General features: G+C 68.7%; 15 protein-coding genes and 2 tRNA genes. 10 read left to right on the top strand and 7 right to left on the bottom strand.

Features of this window, described 5'->3' with window-relative positions; genetic code table 11:
* Positions 1-423: a (4Fe-4S)-binding protein gene (locus C1I93_RS03150; RefSeq protein ID WP_111241693.1), complete on the top strand. Its 423-nt coding sequence runs from the start codon at positions 1-3 to the stop codon at positions 421-423.
* Between the two features lie 121 nt (positions 424-544).
* Here C1I93_RS03150 and C1I93_RS03145 read toward each other — a convergent pair whose 3' ends face one another.
* Positions 545-1,306: an SDR family NAD(P)-dependent oxidoreductase gene (locus C1I93_RS03145; protein ID WP_111241679.1), complete on the bottom strand. Its 762-nt coding sequence runs from the start codon at positions 1,304-1,306 to the stop codon at positions 545-547.
* A gap of 127 nt (positions 1,307-1,433) precedes the next feature.
* Between C1I93_RS03145 and C1I93_RS03140 the strand changes: the two genes are divergently transcribed.
* From C1I93_RS03140 to C1I93_RS03125, 4 genes are all read left to right on the top strand, one after another.
* Complete coding sequence (locus tag C1I93_RS03140) at positions 1,434-2,084, top strand: GntR family transcriptional regulator (RefSeq protein ID WP_111241678.1); 651 nt, start codon at positions 1,434-1,436, stop codon at positions 2,082-2,084.
* A gap of 119 nt (positions 2,085-2,203) precedes the next feature.
* A complete protein-coding gene (locus C1I93_RS03135; protein WP_111241677.1) occupies positions 2,204-3,568 on the top strand; it encodes an MFS transporter in 1,365 nt (454 codons plus the stop codon).
* Positions 3,565-4,416 carry a transketolase gene (locus C1I93_RS03130; RefSeq protein ID WP_111241676.1) on the top strand — a complete coding sequence of 284 codons (852 nt, stop codon included), beginning with the start codon at positions 3,565-3,567 and terminating at the stop codon, positions 4,414-4,416. Before C1I93_RS03135 ends, C1I93_RS03130 begins: the two co-directional genes overlap by 4 nt.
* Positions 4,413-5,396, top strand: coding sequence for a transketolase family protein (locus C1I93_RS03125; protein ID WP_111241675.1), 984 nt, complete (start codon positions 4,413-4,415; stop codon positions 5,394-5,396). Before C1I93_RS03130 ends, C1I93_RS03125 begins: the two co-directional genes overlap by 4 nt.
* Positions 5,397-5,555: 159 nt before the next feature.
* Here C1I93_RS03125 and C1I93_RS03120 read toward each other — a convergent pair whose 3' ends face one another.
* The gene (locus C1I93_RS03120) at positions 5,556-5,849 is read right to left on the bottom strand and encodes a type II toxin-antitoxin system RelE family toxin (RefSeq protein WP_111241674.1); all 294 of its coding nucleotides are present in this window, start codon (positions 5,847-5,849) and stop codon (positions 5,556-5,558) included.
* 194 nt (positions 5,850-6,043) lie between these two features.
* Here C1I93_RS03120 and C1I93_RS03115 point away from each other — a divergent pair, with 194 nt between their 5' ends.
* A complete protein-coding gene (locus C1I93_RS03115) occupies positions 6,044-6,523 on the top strand; it encodes a GNAT family N-acetyltransferase (RefSeq protein ID WP_111241673.1) in 480 nt (159 codons plus the stop codon).
* Positions 6,524-6,787: 264 nt separating this feature from the next.
* On the opposite strand, the gene C1I93_RS03110 is transcribed toward C1I93_RS03115, so the two are convergent.
* Together C1I93_RS03110 and C1I93_RS03105 are read right to left on the bottom strand one after the other, a co-directional pair.
* Positions 6,788-6,861: transfer RNA gene (locus tag C1I93_RS03110), tRNA-Ile, on the bottom strand.
* 222 nt (positions 6,862-7,083) lie between these two features.
* Positions 7,084-7,156: transfer RNA gene (locus C1I93_RS03105), tRNA-Asn, on the bottom strand.
* A 272-nt stretch (positions 7,157-7,428) separates the two neighbouring features.
* Between C1I93_RS03105 and C1I93_RS03100 the strand changes: the two genes are divergently transcribed.
* The 4 genes from C1I93_RS03100 to C1I93_RS03085 all read left to right on the top strand — a co-directional run bounded on the left by C1I93_RS03100 (position 7,429) and on the right by C1I93_RS03085 (position 13,906).
* Positions 7,429-7,818: a hypothetical protein gene (locus tag C1I93_RS03100; protein ID WP_111241672.1), complete on the top strand. Its 390-nt coding sequence runs from the start codon at positions 7,429-7,431 to the stop codon at positions 7,816-7,818.
* A 264-nt stretch (positions 7,819-8,082) separates the two neighbouring features.
* Positions 8,083-11,427, top strand: a complete 3,345-nt coding sequence (locus tag C1I93_RS03095; RefSeq protein WP_181444993.1) for a ThuA domain-containing protein — start codon at positions 8,083-8,085, stop codon at positions 11,425-11,427.
* A gap of 75 nt (positions 11,428-11,502) precedes the next feature.
* Complete coding sequence (locus C1I93_RS03090; RefSeq protein ID WP_223256327.1) at positions 11,503-12,591, top strand: sugar phosphate isomerase/epimerase family protein; 1,089 nt, start codon at positions 11,503-11,505, stop codon at positions 12,589-12,591.
* A 136-nt stretch (positions 12,592-12,727) separates the two neighbouring features.
* Complete coding sequence (locus C1I93_RS03085) at positions 12,728-13,906, top strand: ROK family transcriptional regulator (RefSeq protein WP_111241692.1); 1,179 nt, start codon at positions 12,728-12,730, stop codon at positions 13,904-13,906.
* Positions 13,907-13,960: 54 nt separating this feature from the next.
* On the opposite strand, the gene C1I93_RS03080 is transcribed toward C1I93_RS03085, so the two are convergent.
* From C1I93_RS03080 to C1I93_RS03070, 3 genes are all read right to left on the bottom strand, one after another.
* On the bottom strand, positions 13,961-14,968 hold the full coding sequence (locus C1I93_RS03080) for a sugar phosphate isomerase/epimerase family protein (protein WP_111241669.1): 1,008 nt from the start codon (positions 14,966-14,968) through the stop codon (positions 13,961-13,963).
* A gap of 243 nt (positions 14,969-15,211) precedes the next feature.
* Positions 15,212-16,930, bottom strand: coding sequence for a ThuA domain-containing protein (locus tag C1I93_RS03075; RefSeq protein ID WP_111241668.1), 1,719 nt, complete (start codon positions 16,928-16,930; stop codon positions 15,212-15,214).
* A 78-nt stretch (positions 16,931-17,008) separates the two neighbouring features.
* Entirely contained in the window at positions 17,009-19,894 is a 2,886-nt protein-coding gene (locus tag C1I93_RS03070) for a carbohydrate-binding protein (protein ID WP_212808310.1), read from the bottom strand.
* Positions 19,895-19,906 lie beyond the last annotated feature (12 nt).

Here is a 19,906-nt window from a genome sequence, read left to right as displayed (position 1 = left end):
ATGAGCAGCGCAAGCGCGAAGAAGGCGTACGAGGGTCAGTCGATCACCGTCACCTTCGAGGCCAGGCGTTGCCTGCACGCCGCCGAATGCGTCCGCGGCCTGCCGGAGGTCTTCGACCCGGCCCAGCGGCCGTGGATCCGGCCCGACGGCGCCGAGGCCGAGCGCCTCGCCGAAGTGGTGCGGCGCTGCCCCTCCGGAGCGTTGCAGTACGAACTCGTCGATGGCCGGACGGAGACCCCGGACCGGCCCACGCAGATCACGCGCGACTCCACCGGACAGTTGTTCGTGCGCGGCGAGTTGAGTGTGAACACGTCGCAGGGGACGCGCGCGGAGACCAGAGCCGTCCTGTGCGGCTGCGGGCAGAGCCGCCTGCAACCGTACTGCGACCACGCGGGGCCCTGCGGTCAGACACCGCAGGCCTGATCCGCTACCCGACCTGTCGATCAGTGGTGCCCGCGCTGGAGAAGAGCCAGCGCGGGCAAAGCCGCCCGTGTCGTCCAGCCAGCTGAGCGGCGAGGCCGGCGGGCGGCACTGGGGGTGTGCCTCAGTGGATGTGGGCACCGCCGTTGACGTCGTACGTGACACCGGTGATGTAGCCGGACTCCTCCCGGCACAGGTAGGTGATCAGGTCGGCGACGTCGTGCACCGTTCCGTTGCGGCCCACCGGCACTCCGGCGATGAGTTCGGCCTTGCGCTCGGGGGTGAGTTTGCCGGCGGTGATGTCGGTGTCGATCAGGCCCGGCGCGACCGCGTTCACGGTGATTCCGTACTGCCCGCTCTCCCGGGCAAGCGCCCTGGCGAAGCCGAGCTGTGCCGCCTTCGCAGCCGAATAGGCGACTCCGCCGAACACGCCACCACCCCGCTCAGCCGACACCGAGGACAGGAAGACCACCCGACCGAAGCCACGCTGGGCCATTCCCGGCACGACCCGCCGGGTGATGTTGAACGAGCCTCGCACGTTCACCGCGAAGACCCTGTCCCATTCCTCCGCGTCGACCTCGAGGAACGGGATCGGCGAGGTGACACCGGCGTTGTTGACGAGCGCGCCAGCCGGAGGCAGGGCCGTCTCGATCGCGGCGAGGGCCCGTTCGACGGAGCTCTCGTCGGTGATGTCGCAGCCAAGGCCAAGAGCCTGCACCGAGTGCCGCTCGGCGATCTCGGTGGCGGCTTCCTTGGCATTGACATCGTCGATGTCGAACACGGCGATGTTCCAGCCGACCGCGGCCAGGGCGTGCGCGGTGGCACGCCCGATGCCACGCACCGAGCCGGCACCGGTCACGATCGCGGTCTTGCCTGACACAGACATCTCTTCTCCTGGGAACGGCGGGACGGTGGCGTCTTCAGGGAACGGCACCAGGCATTCGACTGTCAACAGTCAACACGAAAATGTTGACGTTAGAATCGAGGCCAACGCCACAGAACGGAGCCCTCGCATGACCGCCGAGACGCTTACCAGCCTGGACCGCCGCACTCTGCGGGAGCGTGCGCTCAATGCACTGCGCCTGGCGATCATCTCGGGGCAGTACCGGCCCGGCGACCATCTGGGGGAGGTCGAGCTGGCCGGGCGGCTCGGGGTCAGCCGCGGCACGGTCCGCGAGGCCCTGCGCCACCTGCAACAGGAGGGGTTGGTGACCCCTAGCGCGCGGGGCATGTTGCGAGTCCGCAGCCACTCGGCAACCGAGGTGCGCGAGCTCTTCCAGGTGCGTGCCGCCCTGGAAGGCCTCGCCGTACGTCTGATCATCGCTTCACCGAAGCGCCGGGCCGCCGTCGCCGCATTGCGCGGCGCGCTCGCCGACCTCAACGAGCAGCACGGCGACTTCATGGCCCACGTCGAGGCCGACAAGGCGTTCCACCTGCTGCTGTGCGAGCTGTCCGGTAACTCGATGCTGGCCACGGCGTGGCGGCAGTTGGCCGGGCGCATCCGGGTCACGATCATGGCGCGCGGCGAGGGGCAGGCCGCGCTGATGTCCGGCGACTATCACGCGCCGATCGTGGACTCGATCGAGGCCGGTGACGTCAATCGAGCCGTCGAGGTGCTGGAGCAGCACATGGAGGCGGCTGCCGAGAGGCTGGCCAGCGGGTAGGCACGTTTCCATCTCATGAACCCGTTGTGACGCAACTATTGACACGGGTGACCTGCACCACCACCATCATCTCAACTGCCGACTGTTAACAGTCAACTGCTGGCGCTTGGGAGGACATCATGACAACAGCCCCTGTGCCGTCCCGCCACCCGATCGAAGGCACCCCGGAACACAAGCGGGTCGCCATCGGCTGCGGTATCGGGGCGACCATCGAGACCTACGACTTCATCGGCTTCGGCACGGCCGCCGCGCTGTACTTCGGCGATGTGTTCTTCCCCGACTCCGACCCGCTGGCAGGCACACTGCTGTCGTTCGCGACGCTCGGCATCGGCTTCGCCGTCCGGCCGTTGGGCGGCATCGTCGGCGGCTACTTGGGCGACCGCATCGGTCGCAAGCCGGTCCTGGTCGGATCGCTGCTGCTGATGGGTGTGGCCACCGTTCTGATCGGCCTGCTGCCCACCTATCAGATGGTCGGCATCTGGGCCGCGGTGCTGCTGGTCATCGTACGCGTGATCCAGGGACTCGCCTTCGGTGCCGAATGGGGCGGCGCGATCCTGATGACCTTCGAACACGCGCCCTGGCGCCGACGCGGCTTCTACACCGGCATCACCCAGGCCGGATTCCCGGTCGGCCTGCTCCTGGCCAACCTGGCCTTCCTGGCCAGCGTGCCACTCGGCCCGCAGTGGGCCTGGCGGGTGCCGTTCCTGCTCAGCGCGGTGCTGATCGTCGTCGGCATCATGGTCCGCCTCAAGATCGACGAGTCGCCCGAGTTCGAGGAGCTCAAGGAGAGCGGCGAGGTCGCCAAGAACCCGCTGCTCGAGGTGCTGCGTGACGATTGGCGCAACGTTCTGCGCGCGTTCTGCCTGCGAATCACCGAGACCGCCGGCTACGCGGTGTCGGTGACCTTCATGCTGTCGTACATCAGCCTCAACGACATCGCCGACCGATCGGTCACCCTGACCGCCCTGCTCGTGGCGGCCGGGCTCGGCATCGCCGCCACCACCTACTGGGGCCACCTCTCCGACCGCGTCGGCCGCCGCAAGGTCTACCTGGTCGGCTGCGTCATCACCACGCTGTGGGGCGTGCCGCTGTTCCTGAGCGTCAACACCGGCGTCGCCGTCGCCATCATGGCAGCGTTCGTGATCAGCTACGCCATCTGCCAGAACATCCTCGCCGGTGTCCAGGGGGCATGGTTCTCCGAACTGTTCAACGCCAAGACCCGAACCAGCGGCGCCTCCCTGGCCTATCAGCTGTCCGCGGTCGTCTCCGGCTTCACCCCGCTGCTGGCCACCGCCCTGTACAGCGGGGTCGGCTGGGTCGGTCCGGCGCTGCTGTTCACCGCGTACGGGTTGCTCGGTGTCGGTGCGACCCTGCTGACCCGCGAAACCTGGGGCCAGGCCGAGCGTGACGAGGTCGAACTACTCGCCCGTGCCGGCACGTCGGCCCGGCAGGACCAGCCCATCACGCAAGGGAGCAATTCGTGACCACCACCGTCGACCAGCAGAGCGCCCGTCTCGCGCGGTTGCGAGACGCCGCCCACCGGATCCGTCGGCACGCCATCGACATGGGAGAGGTGCAGGGGCAGGGGTACATCGGGCAGGCCCTGGGCGTGGCCGACATCCTCGCCGTCGTCTACGCCGAGCAGTTGCGGCTGCGCCCCCATGATCCACACTGGGACGGCCGTGACCGGTTCCTGCTTTCGATCGGCCACTACGCAATCGCCCTCTACGCCGCCCTCGCCGAAGCAGGCGTCATCGACCCGGACGAGTTGCAGACGTACGGCTCGGACGGCAGCCGGCTGCCGATGTCGGGCATGGCGTCGTACACCCCGGGCATGGAGATCTCCGGGGGCTCGCTGGGGCACGGCCTCGCCGTGGCCACCGGCATGGCGCTGGGCCTGCGGCATCGTGGCAACCCGGCCCGGGTCTACAACCTGCTCTCCGACGGTGAGCTCGACGAGGGTTCGACCTGGGAGGCAGCGCTCGGCTGCGCCCACCACGGCCTGGACAACGTCACCGCGATCGTCGACGTCAACGCCCTGCAGGCCGACGGCCCCACGGCGGGCGTGCTTCGCACCGAACCGGTCGCCGACAAGTGGCGGGCGTTCGGCTGGCACGCGATCCGGGTGGACGGCAACGACCTGGCCGCGCTGACCGCCGCCTTCGACGAGTTGCGCGCGCACCGCGGCTCCCCCGGCGTGCTGATCTGCGACACCCGGATCGGCTGCGGCGTGCCGCTGCTCGAGACCCGCGAAAAGGCCCACTTCATGCGGGTCGAGGCGCACGAATGGCAGATCGCCCGTGACCAGCTCGAGGAGGGCTACCGCAAATGACCACCCGGCTCACCACCTCGGCGATGATCGCCTCGTTCGCCGATCCCGGCCAGAAGACCACGAGCGCGCCGTTCGGGCATGCTCTGGTCCGACTGGCCGACGAGCGGCCCGAGATCGTCGGGCTCTCCGCGGACTTGGCCAAATACACCGACATGCATATCTTCCGCGATGCCCACCCGGACCGCTTCTTCCAGCTGGGCATGGCCGAACAGTTGCTGCTCGGCGCGGCTGCGGGCATGGCCGAGGTGGGCCTGGTCCCGTTCGCTTCCACGTACTCGGTGTTCGCCACCCGCCGCGCCTACGACTTCCTCTGTCTGGACATCGCCGAACCCAACCTCAACGTCAACGTGGTCGGCGCACTGCCCGGCCTGACCACCGGCTACGGTCCCAGTCATCAGGCGACCGAGGATCTGGCCATCCTCCGGGGCATGCCCAACCTGACCGTGGTCGACCCCTGCGACTCCGTCGAGATCGAGCAGTGCGTGCCGGCGCTGGCCGCGCACCCCGGCCCCACCTACCTACGTCTACTCCGGGGCAACGTTCCCACCGTCCTCGACCAGTACGACTATCGCTTCGTGCTCGGCAAGGCGGCCGAACTGCGCACCGGCCGGGACGTCGTGCTGATCTCCACCGGCCTGATGACCATGCGTGCCCTGGCCGCAGCCGATCGGCTGGCCGCCGATCACGTCGACGTGGCGGTCCTGCACGTGCCCACGATCAAGCCACTCGACACCGACGCCGTCCTTCGCGCCGCCGACACCGACCGGCTCGTCGTCACCATGGAGAACCACACGATCCGCGGCGGGCTCGGCGAGAGCGTGGCCGCGACGCTGGCCTTCGCCGGTAAGGGCCGCGGCATCCTCCCGATCGCCCTGCCCGACGAGTTCCTAGCCGCAGGCGCCCTGCCCACCCTGCACGACAGGTACGGCCTGTCGACCGATGCCGTCGTCGACCGCGTCCGAGGTGCCCTGGGAACGTAGCCGCAACGATGCCAGCGCGGGTGGCCGGTACAACTCTGCTGTGGTCTCGGTCGTCGTCCGGCATTTGTCGAACCGCCATGAACGGACGATTCGAACCCATCGACGCCGAGTGGGGTCTGCGCCAGCCGCTGCTGCCGCAGACCCCACCGCAAAGGTGGCCTACCAGCGGCAGGCGTCGCGACGGTGGCGGATCGAGTGGATCTCCACGACTCGTTTCGCCTCGTTGATCCGGTAGACGATCCGGTAGGTGCCGCGTCGGGCGGAGTGGAAGCCGTCGAAGGGTTCGTCGAGAGGCTTGCCCACCCGGTGCGGGTTGATCGCGATCGCCCGCTGGATGGTCTCCGTCGCCGCGACCGCCACCTCCAGCGGCAGGTCCTCATGCAGATTGCGGCGAGCCTGACGGGAGAACATCACCGTGTACGGGCTGAGCGGTTCGTCGGTGCCGTCGTCCACCCGCCTGCCGCCTGGAGGCATCAGGCCGCCCTGCTTCGACGCCCGGGGGCTCACGCGGCCGATGTGCGACGGGCGCGAATGGTTTCCGCAAGCTACATCCTCGCCATCGGCCGCGGAGTCACCGACTCCCTGGACCCCACCACCGCCGCACGTGACCTCACCGCATCGATCAAGCTCACCGAAGGGCAACACCGATGATCATCACCCCGCTCACGGTCGACCTGATTTCCGACCTCGAGAAGCTGTTGGCGCTCGGAGAGCCGTACATCAGGCTGCGGGGCTCATCGGACTACTGGCTGTACGCCACGCTATTCGCGAACACCTGCCCGGTGGCCATCGTCGACGGGCAGGTCGTCGGCAGTGTGATCGCCTTCCGAAGCCAGATCGACCCGTCCGAGATCTACCTCCAGGACGTAATGACGCACCCGAGCCACCGCCGTGCGGGAATCACACGAGCGCTCATCGAAGACGTCCACCGCCAGGGCTCCCGCTGGGGATGCCAGCGCCTCTTCCTCACCTCGGAACCCGACAACCAGACCGCGCACCGGGCCTGGCTCGCCCTGGGCTTCACCAACGTCTCCGGCGACGCCGTCGAGCACGGAGTATCGGTGATCCACGACTACAAGGGCCCCGAAAAACACCGCGCGGTGTACGAACGGCGAATTGAACGCTGACGTCAGCGCCGTTTGCGCCACCAGGTGGCCCCGCCGCGCATGCCGCCATCACCCGGATCCGTGAGCACCTCACCACGATCATGGCCAGCGGCACGACCACCGAACGCAAAGCCGCCATCGAGACCCTCATCGCCGAGGTCCGGATCACCGATCAAGGCGTCGTACCCGTGTTCAAGATCCCCACGGACACGACGATGCCCCCGCCCAACCCGGACGGGGGCACTCACGATGAACAACCACCGGTTCGCACAATGGTGCGGTCGGTGGGGCGGGCGGGACTCGAACCCGCGACCGAGGGATTATGAGTCCCCTGCTCTAACCGGCTGAGCTACCGCCCCGGCAACCGGGGCGGATCTTATCCCGCCCGGTCGATCAACGGCCAGCGCCACGGTCTCTGCTCGCCGGCGTCACCCCTCGTGCCGACAGCACGATGGGCAACGTGAGGATAGCAACGAGAAGTCGACAGGCTGCGCCGGCGGGCGGCGGGTCGGCGGGTCGGTAGGCCGTCGGCAACGAGAAACGCCCACCGGGTTGCCGGCGGGCGTCGCGATGAGGAGAAGCTCCCCCGTTTGGACTCGAACCAAAAACCTGCCGGTTAACAGCCGGCTGCTCTGCCAATTGAGCTACGGGGGATCGTGCCGTCGCCCGGTGGAGATCTTTCCGCGCGGAGCAACGGGGACAAGAATACAGGATCACGGGGGGTCTTGGTCCAGGGGGTTACCCATCCGCACCCGCGCCCCAGGAGAGGGATAACAAGGACAAATCGCCATCCCCGCACAAGCAGGTATGAGCGGAGAGCAGGATGGGTAGTTAGCTGCCGACGACAGGACGCAGGCGCGAACGGGTCGTCCCGCCCACCGAGACGAGGGCGGGACGACGGCGCGTCAGGTACGAGAGGAGCCGCCATGCGCGGAAAGATCATGTTCCTTGGCGGGCTGGCTGCAGGGTTCGTCCTGGGCGCCCGTGCCGGCCGGGAGAAGTACGAGGAGTTGGTGGTTCGGGGCCGCAAGGTGCTCGACCACCCGACCGTCCAGGAGGCGGCCGGGGTGGCGCAGGCCCAGGCGACCCGGCTCTACAGCGAGGGCAAGGACAAGCTGGGCCACTCGAAGCTGGGCGAGAAGCTGAGCCCCAACGGCAAGCAGGGGCTCACCGCCGCCGACGACACCTTCGCCGGCACCCCTGCCACCAGCGGCAGCAAGTCGGGTGTCAGCTCGTCGAGCTCGACCACCAGCTCGACGTCGGCCACCTCCCGCAACAAGCCGTCCAGCTCCGGCACCAACGGCAGCACTCTGTAGCGATATCCAGTCGGGCCCGATCGCCAGCGAGGCGGTCGGGCCCGACTGCTGTCTGCGCACGTCAGGAGACACATCGGGCGACTTTCACCGATTTTGAGCAAAAGTCTTGCCGATAGCGCGGAAACTTCTGCCGCCAACCCCTTCTCTTTGATGTCGGTCACAAATATCGTCCTCGTTAGACCTGGCCAGGCCTCGTTTGGTACCCCCGACCACCTCGATGCCGTGCGGCATCGAGGCGAACCTGACCGAACAGAGCGAGGTTCGATGCGCAGACCGCTGGGCCGCAGGGCCCTCACCTATCTCAGTCTCCTCACCCTCGTCGGCGCGACGCTCGTCGCGACCGGCAGCCCGCAGACCGCGCCAGCTCAGGCCGCGCCGGTCGCGGGCGACACCGCAGTGGACAACAACGGCATCCAGTACAAAATTCTCGTCTTCACCCGGTCAGCCGGCGGTGCTCACCCTGCCACCGCCGCCGGCGTCGAGGCCATCCGGCAACTCGGCAAGGACCGACGGTTCACCGTGGACGTCACCGACGACCCCCGCAAGTTCCGCGAGCCGCACCTCAAGCAGTTCCGCGCGGTGGTGTTCCTCAACACCGCCGGCAACGTGCTGAACGACGCCCAGCAAGCGGCGTTCGAGCAGTACTACCGCGACGGCGGCGGCTTCGTCGGCGTGCACTCGGCGATCGAGGCCGAGCCGGGCTGGAGCTTCCTGGACGAGGTGCTCGGCACCCGTGCCGTGGGTGCCGCCGCACCGGCCAGCGCCGCCACGGTGACCGTGGCCGACCGGGTACACCCCGCCTCGGCCACGCTGCCCGAGCGGTGGGAGACCACCGACCGGTGGTACAACTTCGCCACGAACGTCCGGGGCTTCTCGCACGTCCTGGCGACGGTGGACGAGAAGTCGTACAGCGGCGGCAGCATGGGCTTCGATCACCCCATCACCTGGTGCAAGGACTACCAGGGCGGCCGTTCCTTCTACACCGGACTCGGTGCCACCCCGGCGAGCTTCCGCGGCACCGACCTGCGCGCTCACCTCGGCGGCGCGATCCAGTGGGCGGCGGGCACCACCGATGGTGACTGCGGCGCGACAGTGCTGGCCAACTACCAGATGACGGTGATCGGCGCGCAGCCCAACGTCAACGAGCCGATCGGCTTCGACGTGCTGCCCGACGGGCGGGTCATCCAGACCGACAGGCGCGGCGGCGTACGACTGCACGAGCCGGACGGCAACCAGACCACGCTGCTGGCCCAGATCCCGGTCTACACCCACAGCGAGGACGGGATGTACGGCCCGGCGATCGACAAGGACTTCGCCACGAACAAGTGGGTCTACCTGTTCTACGCACCCCTGCTGGACACCCCCACCGGGGCGGCGCCGACCACCAGCACCGACCCGAACGCGTGGGAGGTGTGGAAGGGCTACTTCCAGCTCTCCCGCTTCAAGTTCGTCGACGGTGAGAACCCCTCGCTCGACCTGGACAGCGAGCAGAAGATCATGCAGGTGCCGGTGGACCGGGGCGCCTGCTGTCACGTGGCCGGCGACATCGCCTTCGACTCCGACAACAACCTCTGGTTGGTCACCGGGGACGACACCCCGGCCAGCGCCGGTGGCGCGGGAGGTTTCTCCCCGCACAACGACTCGGTGAGCGACAGCGGTGTCTACCAGGCGCCGTTCGCGGACGCCCGGCGCGGTGCCGCCAACACCAACGACCTGCGCGGCAAGATCCTGCGGATCACGGTGCAGCCGGACGGCAGCTACACCATCCCGGCGGGGAACCTGTTCCCCGAGGGGGCGTACCCGAGCGACAAGACCCGCCCGGAGATCTACGCGATGGGCCTGCGGAACCCGTTCCGGATCACCGTCGACAAGAACGACGTCGCCTACATCACCGACTACTCCCCGGACTCCCGCGACGCGGGTGTCGGACGAGGTCCGGCGGGCACCGGACGGATGATGGTGGTGGACAAGCCGGCGAACTACGGTTGGCCGATGTGCGTGCAGCCTGACCTGCCGTACGTCGAGATGAACTGGACGACCACCCCGATCTCACCGGTCGCACCGTTCGACTGCGCGGCACCGAAGAACACCTCTCGACACAACACCGGCCTGGTCGACCTGCCGCCGGTGGAGAAGTCCGAACTCTGGTATTCGTTCAACGCTCCGACCCCGTGTGCGGAGTCCTACCTGTCCACCCCGACCCAGGTGTGTCCGGTGCTCTTCCCCGAGCTGGGCACCGGTGGCGTCGGACCGCACGGCGCGGCGAAGTACGACTACGACCCGGAGCTGAGGTCGGAGACGAAGTTCCCCGCGTACTACGACGGCGCGATCTTCTTCGGCGAGTTCACCCGGGACTACCTGCGGGAGATCCGGCTCGACTCGCAGGGCGAGATCCTGAAGATCAATGATCTGCTGAACTGCGGAGGTGGCCCGGTCACGCCGGCCAGGCCCTTCCTCTGCGACAACCCGATGGACATGATGTGGGGCCCGGACGGCAACTTCTACCTGCTGACGTACGGGGACGGGTTCTTCAACATCAACCCGGACGCCGCGATGGTGAAGTTCAGCTACGTCAAGGGCCTGCGGGCACCGACGGCGGTGCTGAAGGCGACCCCCTCCAACGGGCCCGCCCCACTGACGGTGGCCTTCTCCAGCGAGGGCTCCCGCGATCCGGACCCGGCGGACTCCATCTCGTTCGCCTGGGACTTCAACGGCGACGGCGTCATCGACTCCGTCGACCCGAACCCCACCTTCACCTACACCGCCAACGGCGTCTACACGGCGCGGTTGACGGTCACCGACTCCAGCGGCAAGACCGCGACGGCGAACACCACGATCACGGTCGGCAACACCGCATCGACGGTACGGGTGAACGTGCCGCTGGAGGGTGGCTTCTTCAGCTGGGGCGACGACATCCCCTGGTCGGTCACGGTCACCGACCCGGAGGACGGCCCGATCGACTGTAACCGGGTCGAGGTGACCTTCGTGCTCGGTCACGACGACCACGGGCACGGCGGGGCGAACGCGTTCGGCTGCTCCGGCGTACTGTCCACCGATCCTGACGACGCCGGGCACGGCGGCTACATCTACGGCGTGATCAGTGCCTCGTACACCGACAACGGCGCCAATGGCCAACCTGCCCTGACCACCATCGGTCAGCAGGTGATCCAGGACAAGTTGCAGCAGGTGGAGTTCGCCCGGGACCAGTCGGGCACCACCGTCGGCAACAGCGCCGACGCCGGTGGCGGGCAGCAGCGGGGCAGCCTCGACCCCGGTGACTGGATCGCCGTCAACGGCACGGTCAACCTGAGGAACATCAACTCGGTCACCCTGCGTACGTCGGGTGGTAGCGCGGCCACGGCCGGGCAGCCGCGGTTCAACGTCGAGTTCCGCCGGGACTCGCCGACGGGCCCGTTGCTGACCACCGCCACGGTCAACGCGACCACCGGCAACAACGCCTTCACCAGCACCACCGTGCCGATCACCGACCCCGGTGACACGTTCCGGCTCTACCTGGTGTTCACCACCGTCGAAGGCGGACCGGCAAGCGGTTTCGGCAACCTCAACTGGGTCCAGTTCAACGGTCAGGGCATCGGCCTCACCCCGTAAGCCCACCCGGCCGGGGCCGCCGCGCGGCGGCCCCGGCCACCCATCCGCCAGCACCACCACGAAAGGCAGCAGGACATGAACGACAGTCAGCACGGAATGAGCCGCCGTCGGATACTCGGCGCCTTCGCCGGGGTCGCCGGCGCGGCGGCGGTCGGCGCCGCCGGCTTCGGCTCCGTGGCCGCCGCCTCCAGCGGCAAGGGCAACAGCAACGGTGTGCTCGTGCCACCCGGCAAGCGCGGCATCATCCTCTACAGCGTCCGGGACCGGATCAGCGCCGCCCCGGACGTCAGTGGCGTGCCGTACGGCTTCGAACGGGTGCTCGCCCGGCTCGCCGAGATCGGCTACAAGGAGGTCGAGTTCGCCGGCTACAACCAGAACACGGCCATCCTGGGCCGGCAGATCACGCCGGTGGAGATCCGGAAGATCCTGGACGACAACGGGCTGCGCGCCAACGGCGCGCACACCTCCATCCCCAGCACCGTCACCCCGGACACCATCGCCGCGTTCGAGCGGACGCTCGACACCGCCGAGATCCTCGGCATGCAGCACGTCGGCACCGGCAGCGACCCGACCAACAGCAACTTCAAGGCCGACTGGGACGCCGCCGCGGACCGGTGGAACCTGTTCGGCGAGATGGCCGCCGCCCGTGGGCTGAAGTTGTACACGCACAACCACGACGCGGCGTACAACTTCCTGCTCGACAGCGGGCCGCTGGACGAGCTGGGCCGACCGACCCGGTCCTCGGGCATCCGCAAGCTGGAGTACTTCTTCCAGCAGACCGAAGCCGACAAGGTCTTCTTCGAGATGGACATCTACTGGGCGCACGTGGCCCGGCACCGTTGGCACACCTACACCGGCCCGGACGGCAACCCGCAGACCAACATCTTCGACCCGCTGGCCACCGTCGCCTCCCGGACCATGCGGTTCCCGCTGTTCCACGCGAAGGACGGCGCGATCAACCCGAACGTCACCAACGGGTACGAGATGGTGCCGCTCGGCGAAGGCGACATCGACTACGGCGGCTTCTTCGCCAAGATGGGCGCGAAGGGCTACCACAACCCGATGTGGGAGCAGGACAACGCGCCGGGCGGCACCGCCGACCCGGGTCGCTCGCTGCGCTACGCGGAGGTGAGCTACCAGCACATGGCGGGCCTGCGGGGCTGAGGCCAGCCTCGGGCCCGTGGAGCTGACGGACCCGAGACACGCGTACGCAGGGGCCGCGTCCGGTGACGGACGTGGCCCCTGCCGGCCACAGACACGTAACACCGGCGTGCAAGACTCCGGGCAGGAGGTGATGGCGGTGGCACTGCTCCGGCCGGAGAACTCGCAACAGGCACGGCTGGTCCGATTGCTGCGTGACGACGGTCCCCGGTCACGTGTGGAGGTGGGCGACATCGCGGGCCTGTCCCGGTCGACGCTCACCGCCGAACTGGACCGGCTCATCGCGCGTGGACTGGTCGAGACCGCCGGACCGGCGGCCTCTCGCGGTGGGCGCCGTTCGTCGCTGCTGCGCCTCGCGGGCGGGGTCCGCTTCGCCAGCGTGGTCGTCGCACCGGACCGGGTAAGCGTTGCGGTGACCGACGGCGAGTTGTGCCCGCTGGCCGAGACGGGTGCGGTGGTGGACGCCCGCGGCGGGCCCGAACCGGTGATCACCCGAGCGGTCGAACTGATCGAGAAGCTCCGCGCCGATCTGGGCGTCGCCGAACTCACCGGCGTCGGGATCGCCCTGCCCGGAGCGGTCGACGGCGGCGCATCCGTCGCGCCGGCGGCGCTGCCCGGTTGGCAGCGCTTCCCCGTCCGCGACGCCTTCGCCGCCGCACTGGGCTGCCCGGCACTTGTCGACAACGACGCCAACGTGTTCGCCCTCGGCGAGCAGCACGCCGGCATCGGGCGTACGTTCGACGATTTTCTCTACCTGAAGCTCGGCCCGGCGATCGGCTGCGGGCTGGTCCTCGGCGGCGCGCTGCATCGCGGAGCGACAAGCGCCGCGGGTGACATCGCGCACCTGTCGCTCGACGAGGACGGGCCGGTCTGCGGCTGCGGTGAGGCCGGCTGCCTTCAGGCGTACTGCGGTGATGAGGGGTTGGTGCGGTCGGCGCTGGCGATCGCCCGTTCGGGCCGTTCCGCGGCGCTCGCGGCCCGGCTGGCCGAGGCGGGCACGCTCACCGTGCCGGACGTCGCCGCGACCGCGACCGCCGGCGACCCGGCCACGCAGATCCTGATCCGCGACGCCGCCCGCCGTCTCGGTCGGGTGCTCGTCGGCCTGGTCAGCTTCGTCAATCCCGGCATCCTGGTGATCGGCGGCGCGCCGGAAGGGCTCGGGCACGTCCTGCTCGCCGAGATCCGGGGAGTGGTCTACCGGCGGTCGGCGCCGCTGGCCACCGGCACCATGCCGATCGTCCTCTCCGACCTGGCGGACCGGGCCGGGTTGGTCGGCGCGGCCCGCCTGGTCAGTGAGCACGTCTTCAGCGCCGGCTGAGCCGCCCGCCGGTGCCGGGGGCCGGCGGATGCCGGGCCCCCGGGGCGAGCCGGTTCAGTCGTTGCTGCTGAAGGCCGCGTCGAAGGCGGCGGCCGGCGCGTCGAAGGCGAGCCGGCGGACGAACTGGAGCGCCTCCGGGGCACCGACCAGCCGGTCCATCCCGGCGTCCTCCCACTCGATCGAGATCGGCCCGTCGTAGCCGATCGCGTTCAACGCGCGGAAGCAGTCCTCCCACGGCACGTCGCCGTGACCGGTGGAGACGAAGTCCCAGCCGCGCCGCAGGTCCGCCCAGGGCAGGTGGGAGGCGAGCCGGCCGCGCCGGCCGTCACCCGTACGCACCTTGGCGTCCTTGCAGTCGACGTGGTAGATCCGGTCGGCGAAGTCGAAGATGAAGTTGACCGGGTCCAGCTCCTGCCAGACGAAGTGCGACGGGTCCCAGTTGAGGCCGAAGGCGGGCCGGTGCCCGATCGCCTCCAGGGCCCGCTTGGTCGTCCAGTAGTCGTACGCGATCTCACTGGGGTGGACCTCGTGCGCGAAGCGCACCCCCACCTCGTCGAAGACGTCCAGGATCGGGTTCCACCTGTCGGCGAAGTCCTGGTAGCCCCGGTCGATCATCGACGGCGGCACCGGCGGGAACATCGCCAGGGTGTGCCAGATCGACGAGCCGGTGAAGCCGACGACGGTGTCGACCCCGAGCTTCGCGGCGGCACGGGCGGTGTTCTTGATCTCCTCGGCGGCACGTTGGCGTACCCCCTCGGGCTCGCCGTCTCCCCAGATCCGGGCCGGCAGGATGCCCTGGTGGCGCTCGTCGATGGGGTGGTCGCAGACAGCCTGGCCGACCAGGTGGTTGGAGATCGTGAAGACCTGGAGGTTGTGCTTGGCGAGCGTCTCCCGTTTCCGGTCGACGTACGAGTCGTCGGCCAGGGCTTTGTCGACCTCGAAGTGGTCGCCCCAGCAGGCGATCTCCAGGCCGTCGTAGCCCCACTCGGCGGCGAGCCGGCACACCTCGTCGAACGGAAGGTCGGCCCACTGGCCGGTGAACAACGTGATCGGTCGCGCCATGTGTCCTTTTCCCCTGTCGTGGTGGGGGATTCCGTACCTGCGGGACCGGGGCGAGGGATGACCGGAGTGGACGGCCTCGGCGATGCCCGGCGGGCGCTTCACGCGCCTGGGACCGACGGGTTGCGCCTCCCGTCGGTTCACCGGCCACCTCGCGGTCGCCACTCTCACTCTAGGCGGGTGGCGCGCTGTTAAAAAGGGGCCCCTTTACTACGCCAGGCGTTAGCAGGGGGCCCCTCCTTACAGCTATGGGAGCACCCAGCGCTGGTTGGCGTTGGTGTGGCAGGTCCAGAGATGCACTGCCTGGCCGTCGGCGGAGCTGTTGTTCGACACGTCCAGGCACTTGCCCGAGTTCGGGTTACGCAACGTGCCGTTCGACTGCGCCGACCACACCTGCGCACCACCACCGTTACAGGTCCACAACTGGATCTTCGTACCGTCCGCCGAACCCGCACCGTTGACATCCAGGCACTTGCCCAACGCCCGGATCGTCGAATTCGGCGTCACCGTCCACGTCTGCGCCGCAGCACCATTACAGGACCAGATCTGGATCTGCGTACCGTCCGCCGACGAACCGTTACGCACATCCAGACACTTACCCGCCAACCCGGTGATCCGGCCGGTGCGGTCCCCGCTCGGGGGCGGGTTGGTGCCGCCCAGCTCCTTGATCCTGATGTTGCGGAAGGAGACGTCGTCGCCGGTGCCGTGGTTCTGGATGCCGATGTGGCCGGCGAGGGAGCGGACCGGGTCGGTGTTGGTGAAGTCGTTGATCTTGGATCCGTTCAGGAAGACCTGGAGGCGTTCCCCCTCCACCAGCAGCTCGTAGGTGTTCCACGCCCCCGCCGGGTTCAGCGCGGCGTCCCGGGCGGCAAGGTCGGCGGCCTTGAAGCCGTAGATCGCGCCGGTGGTCTTGTCCGCGGTGTCGGTGGGGTCGATCTGCACCTCGTAGCCGTTGTTGATGGCGGAGTTCGGGTCACTCGACGGCGGGAAGCCGATGAAGACGCCCGAGTTGTCGTCGCCGGCGACCCGCCAGTCCAGCTTCAGCGAGTAGTTGGTGAACTGCTTGGCGCTGTACCAGAACAGCCCCATCCCGCCGACCGAGGTCAGGGTGGCGTCGGAGTTGCTGAAGTTGCCCGGTCCGGCCTGGGACCAGCCGGTGGTCGAGCCGTTGTAGAGGGTGGTGTAGCCGGTCTCCGGGCGGCAGTCGGCCTTGGTGCGGCCGGCCGCGTACCGGATGCCGCCGAGCAGGTGCGAGCGGAAGGCCGGTTCGGAGTACGACGCCTGGGTGTGCCCGCCGCCGGTGTAGAAGGACCGGCCACCGCTGTACGTCTTGCACCACGCGATCGGGTGGTCGGCGCCCATCACGCCGCCGGAGTACGACGACTCGTTGAGGTTGGCCAGGATGCGGGCGCCGGGACGGGCGCTGGCCTGGAAGTCGTACCACTCGTCGGTGCGGGTCCAGGTCTGCGGCAGGTGGGCGGTGGCCGCGTGGGCCCGGTCCTCCACCCGGACCTGGGCCTGCTGGATGGCCGGGTGCGAGCGGAAGTACGCCCCGACCAGGTTGCCGTAGAAGGACCAGCCGTACTCGGTGTCGGCGGCGGAGTGCACGCCGACGTAGCCGCCGCCGGCGCCGATGTACGCCTCGAACGCGCTCTGTTGGCTGTTGTTGAGCACGTCGCCTGTGGTGTTGAGGAAGATCACCGCTTCGTACTGGGCAAGGTTGCCCGTGGTGAAGGCGTTGGCGTCCTCGGTGGCGGTGACGGTGAAGCTGTTCGCCGCGCCCAGGTCACGGATGGCCTGGGTGCCGACGGCGATGGAGTCGTGCCGGAAGCCGGCCGTCTTGGAGAAGACCAACACGTCGTACGGCGTGTCGGCGGCGCTGGCCGGGGTGGCCGGCGCGGTGCAGGCCAGGACGGCGAGGGCAGCGGTGGCCACGCCGAGGACGGGTCTGAGGAGTTTGCGCATGTCGCTCTCCCAACGATCGTTGTGTTAGGAGGGGCCCCCTGTACAACACTAGGCGTTAACAGGGGGCCCCTCCTTTCATCAAGGAAGTACCCAGCGCTGGTTGGCGTTGGTGTGGCAGGTCCAGAGATGCACTGCCTGGCCGTCGGCGGAGCTGTTGTTGGAGACGTCGAGGCACTTGCCGGAGTTCGGGTTACGCAACGTGCCGTTCGACTGCGCCGACCACACCTGCGCACCACCACCGTTACAGGTCCACAACTGGATCTTCGTACCGTCCGCCGAACCCGCACCGTTGACATCCAGGCACTTGCCCAACGCCCGGATCGTCGAATTCGGCGTCACCGTCCACGTCTGCGCCGCAGCACCATTACAGGACCAGATCTGGATCTGCGTACCGTCCGCCGACGAACCGTTACGCACATCCAGACACTTACCCGCCAACCCGGTGATCTGGCCGGTGCGGTCGCCGGTCGGCGGTGGGGTGGAGCCGGTGGTGAAGGCGAACGAGTCCAGGTCGTACAGGAAACCGGTGCCCGAGCCGGCGAAGGTCAGGTAGAGCGTGGTGGTGCCGGTGGGCGGGTTGCTGATGCTGCCGGTGACGGTGGTGAAGCTGTCCCAGCCACCGGTGACCGGGACGGTCGCCGAGCCGAGCACGGTGCCGGTGGCCGAGCCGGCCCGCACCTGGAGGGTGCCGCCGGAGCCGGCCGAGGAGACCCGGGCGCTGAACGAGGTGGCGTTGCCGATCCGGTACGGCTCGAACGCGATCCAGTCACCGTTGTTGATGTTGCCGACGGTCTTGCCGCCCTCGGCGGTCGCCTTGTCGAAGGGGTCGACACCGGAGGAGGTCTTGTAGTGCTCCGCCTGCCGTTTGCGCGGCTGGAGGGTGTGCTGGGTGTGCGTGGTCAGGCCGCCGGCATCGGTGTACTCGGCGTCGAAGATGCCGAAGATGTTGGCGGCGTCGTCGTGCTCACCGTCGACCGGCACCACTATCGAGCCGGAACAGCCGTTCTGCGAGGTGATCTGGTGGCCGTGGCTGTCGTGGCCCAGCACGTAGGTCATCTTGACCTTGGTGCAGTCGATGGTGCCGTCCTCCGGGTCGGTCACCGTGATGCTGAACGGCACCGTGTCGCCGAAGCTGAACAGCTGGCCGTTGGCGGGGCTGGTGATGGTGACCGTCGGCGCGGTGTTGCCGACCCCGATCCGTACGCTCGCCGTGCCGGTGGCGCCCTGCGGGTCGCGTACGGTGAGCGTGGCGGTGTAGTTGCCGTTCACGGTGTACGTCTTGCTCGGGTTGGCCGCCGTCGAGGTGGTGCCGTCGCCGAACGCCCACGAGTAGCTGAGCGCCCCGCCCTCCGGGTCCGACGACCCGGCCGAGGAGAAGTTCACTGTCAACGGGGCGATGCCGGAGGTCTTGTCGGCCGAGGCCACCGCCGTCGGTGCCCGGTTGTTGCCGGCGCCGACGTAGTCGTAGCGGTACAGCGCCGAGTTGTGGTCGCCGTTGTAGTAGCCGGTGCCGTAGTCCAGCACGTAGAGCGCACCGTCCGGACCGAACGCCGAGTCCATCACCTGCTTGCCGTTCCAGGGGAAGGAGGCGTCGATGCCGGCGATCGAGCCGTTGGCGTTGACGTGGATCGGCTTGATCCAGCCCCGGCCGAACTCGGTGGCGAAGAACTGCCCGTCGAAGCTCTGCGGCCACTTGGTGGCCGAGTTCAGCGCGGCGTCGTACCGGTAGACCGGGCCGGCCATCGGCGACTCGGAGCCGCCGCCGAACTCCGGCGGGCTGCCCGCGTCGCCGGCGTACCGGATCCAGGCGGGTTTGGCCGGCGGCAGGGTGGTCAGGCCGGTGTTGCGGAAGGAGTTGTTCGTCGCGCCGCCGGTGCAGTTGTACTTCGGACCGGCGGTGTTGTTGGCGAAGTTCCACTCGGAGTACGTCTCGTTGGCCGTGTTGGTGCCGGTGCAGTACGGCCAGCCGTAGAAGCCGGGTTCGGTGATCCGGTTGAACTCGACCTGGCCGCTGGGGCCGCGGTTGGTGGTGGCGCCCGCGTCCGGCCCGTAGTCGCCGACGTAGATGACGCCGGTGGCCTTGTCGACGCTCATCCGGAACGGGTTGCGCAGGCCCATCGCGTAGATCTCGGGGCGGGTCCGCGCGGTGCCGGGAGCGAACAGGTTGCCGGCCGGGATCGAGTACGACCCGTCGGCGTTGACCTTGATCCGGAGGATCTTGCCGCGCAGGTCGTTGGTGTTGGCGGCGCTGCGCTGCGCGTCGTACGCCGGGTTGCGGTCGGTCCGCTCGTCGAGCGGGGAGTACCCGCTGGAGGAGAAGGGGTTGGTGTCGTCGCCGGTGGAGAGGTACAGGTTGCCGGCCGCGTCGAAGTCGATGTCGCCACCGGCGTGGCAGCAGTTGCCCCGGTCGGCGGCGACGTCCAGAATGTCGATCTTGCTGGACTGGTTGATGGTGAAGTCGGAGTTCAGGGTGAACCGGGACAGCCGGTTGACGCCCTGCCAGGCGGACCAGTTGGAACCGGTGGCCGGCGCGTCACCGCCGGGGGTGGAGAGCGGCGGTGCGTAGTAGAGGAAGATGTGCCGGTTGCTGGCGAAGTTCGGGTCGACCCCGATGCCCTGCATGCCGTCTTCGTCGTGGGTGTAGACCGGGATGTTGCCGATCACCGAGGTGTTGCCGGCCGCGTCGGTGCGGCGGACGGCGCCGTTGCGGGCGGTGTGCAGGACCGAGCGGTCCGGCAGCACCGCGATGGTCATCGGCTCACCGACCTCGGCGACCCCCTTGGCGAGGGTGACCTGCTGGAAGTCGGAGGCGACGATGGGGTGGGCCTGCGCCGGGGCGGGTCCGCCGAGCGACGTCGGTGCGGCGGTGAGGGCGATCGTGCCGGCCGTGGCGACCAGCAGCAGCGCCGAGCCGGTCGAGCCCCACCGCGTGCGGCGGGGGCGAGATAAGTCCATTGTGGACATTGCAGTGCTGTC

It is taken from the genome of Micromonospora endophytica (assembly GCF_003236305.1).
In the GTDB taxonomy this organism is placed as follows: domain Bacteria; phylum Actinomycetota; class Actinomycetes; order Mycobacteriales; family Micromonosporaceae; genus Micromonospora; species Micromonospora endophytica.
This window is presented reverse-complemented; position numbering and strand designations above follow the sequence as displayed.

Bases quoted from the DNA above. Each gene is read 5' to 3' on its own strand.
- C1I93_RS03150 (WP_111241693.1), top strand. From the start codon at position 1: ATGAGCAGCGCAAGCGCGAAGAAGGCGTACGAGGGTCAGTCGATCACC.
- C1I93_RS03145 (WP_111241679.1), bottom strand. From the start codon at position 1,306: ATGTCTGTGTCAGGCAAGACCGCGATCGTGACCGGTGCCGGCTCGGTG.
- C1I93_RS03140 (WP_111241678.1), top strand. From the start codon at position 1,434: ATGACCGCCGAGACGCTTACCAGCCTGGACCGCCGCACTCTGCGGGAG.
- C1I93_RS03135 (WP_111241677.1), top strand. From the start codon at position 2,204: ATGACAACAGCCCCTGTGCCGTCCCGCCACCCGATCGAAGGCACCCCG.
- C1I93_RS03125 (WP_111241675.1), top strand. From the start codon at position 4,413: ATGACCACCCGGCTCACCACCTCGGCGATGATCGCCTCGTTCGCCGAT.
- C1I93_RS03115 (WP_111241673.1), top strand. From the start codon at position 6,044: ATGATCATCACCCCGCTCACGGTCGACCTGATTTCCGACCTCGAGAAG.
- C1I93_RS03100 (WP_111241672.1), top strand. From the start codon at position 7,429: ATGCGCGGAAAGATCATGTTCCTTGGCGGGCTGGCTGCAGGGTTCGTC.
- C1I93_RS03095 (WP_181444993.1), top strand. From the start codon at position 8,083: ATGCGCAGACCGCTGGGCCGCAGGGCCCTCACCTATCTCAGTCTCCTC.
- C1I93_RS03090 (WP_223256327.1), top strand. From the start codon at position 11,503: ATGAACGACAGTCAGCACGGAATGAGCCGCCGTCGGATACTCGGCGCC.
- C1I93_RS03080 (WP_111241669.1), bottom strand. From the start codon at position 14,968: ATGGCGCGACCGATCACGTTGTTCACCGGCCAGTGGGCCGACCTTCCG.
- C1I93_RS03075 (WP_111241668.1), bottom strand. From the start codon at position 16,930: ATGCGCAAACTCCTCAGACCCGTCCTCGGCGTGGCCACCGCTGCCCTC.
- C1I93_RS03070 (WP_212808310.1), bottom strand. From the start codon at position 19,894: ATGTCCACAATGGACTTATCTCGCCCCCGCCGCACGCGGTGGGGCTCG.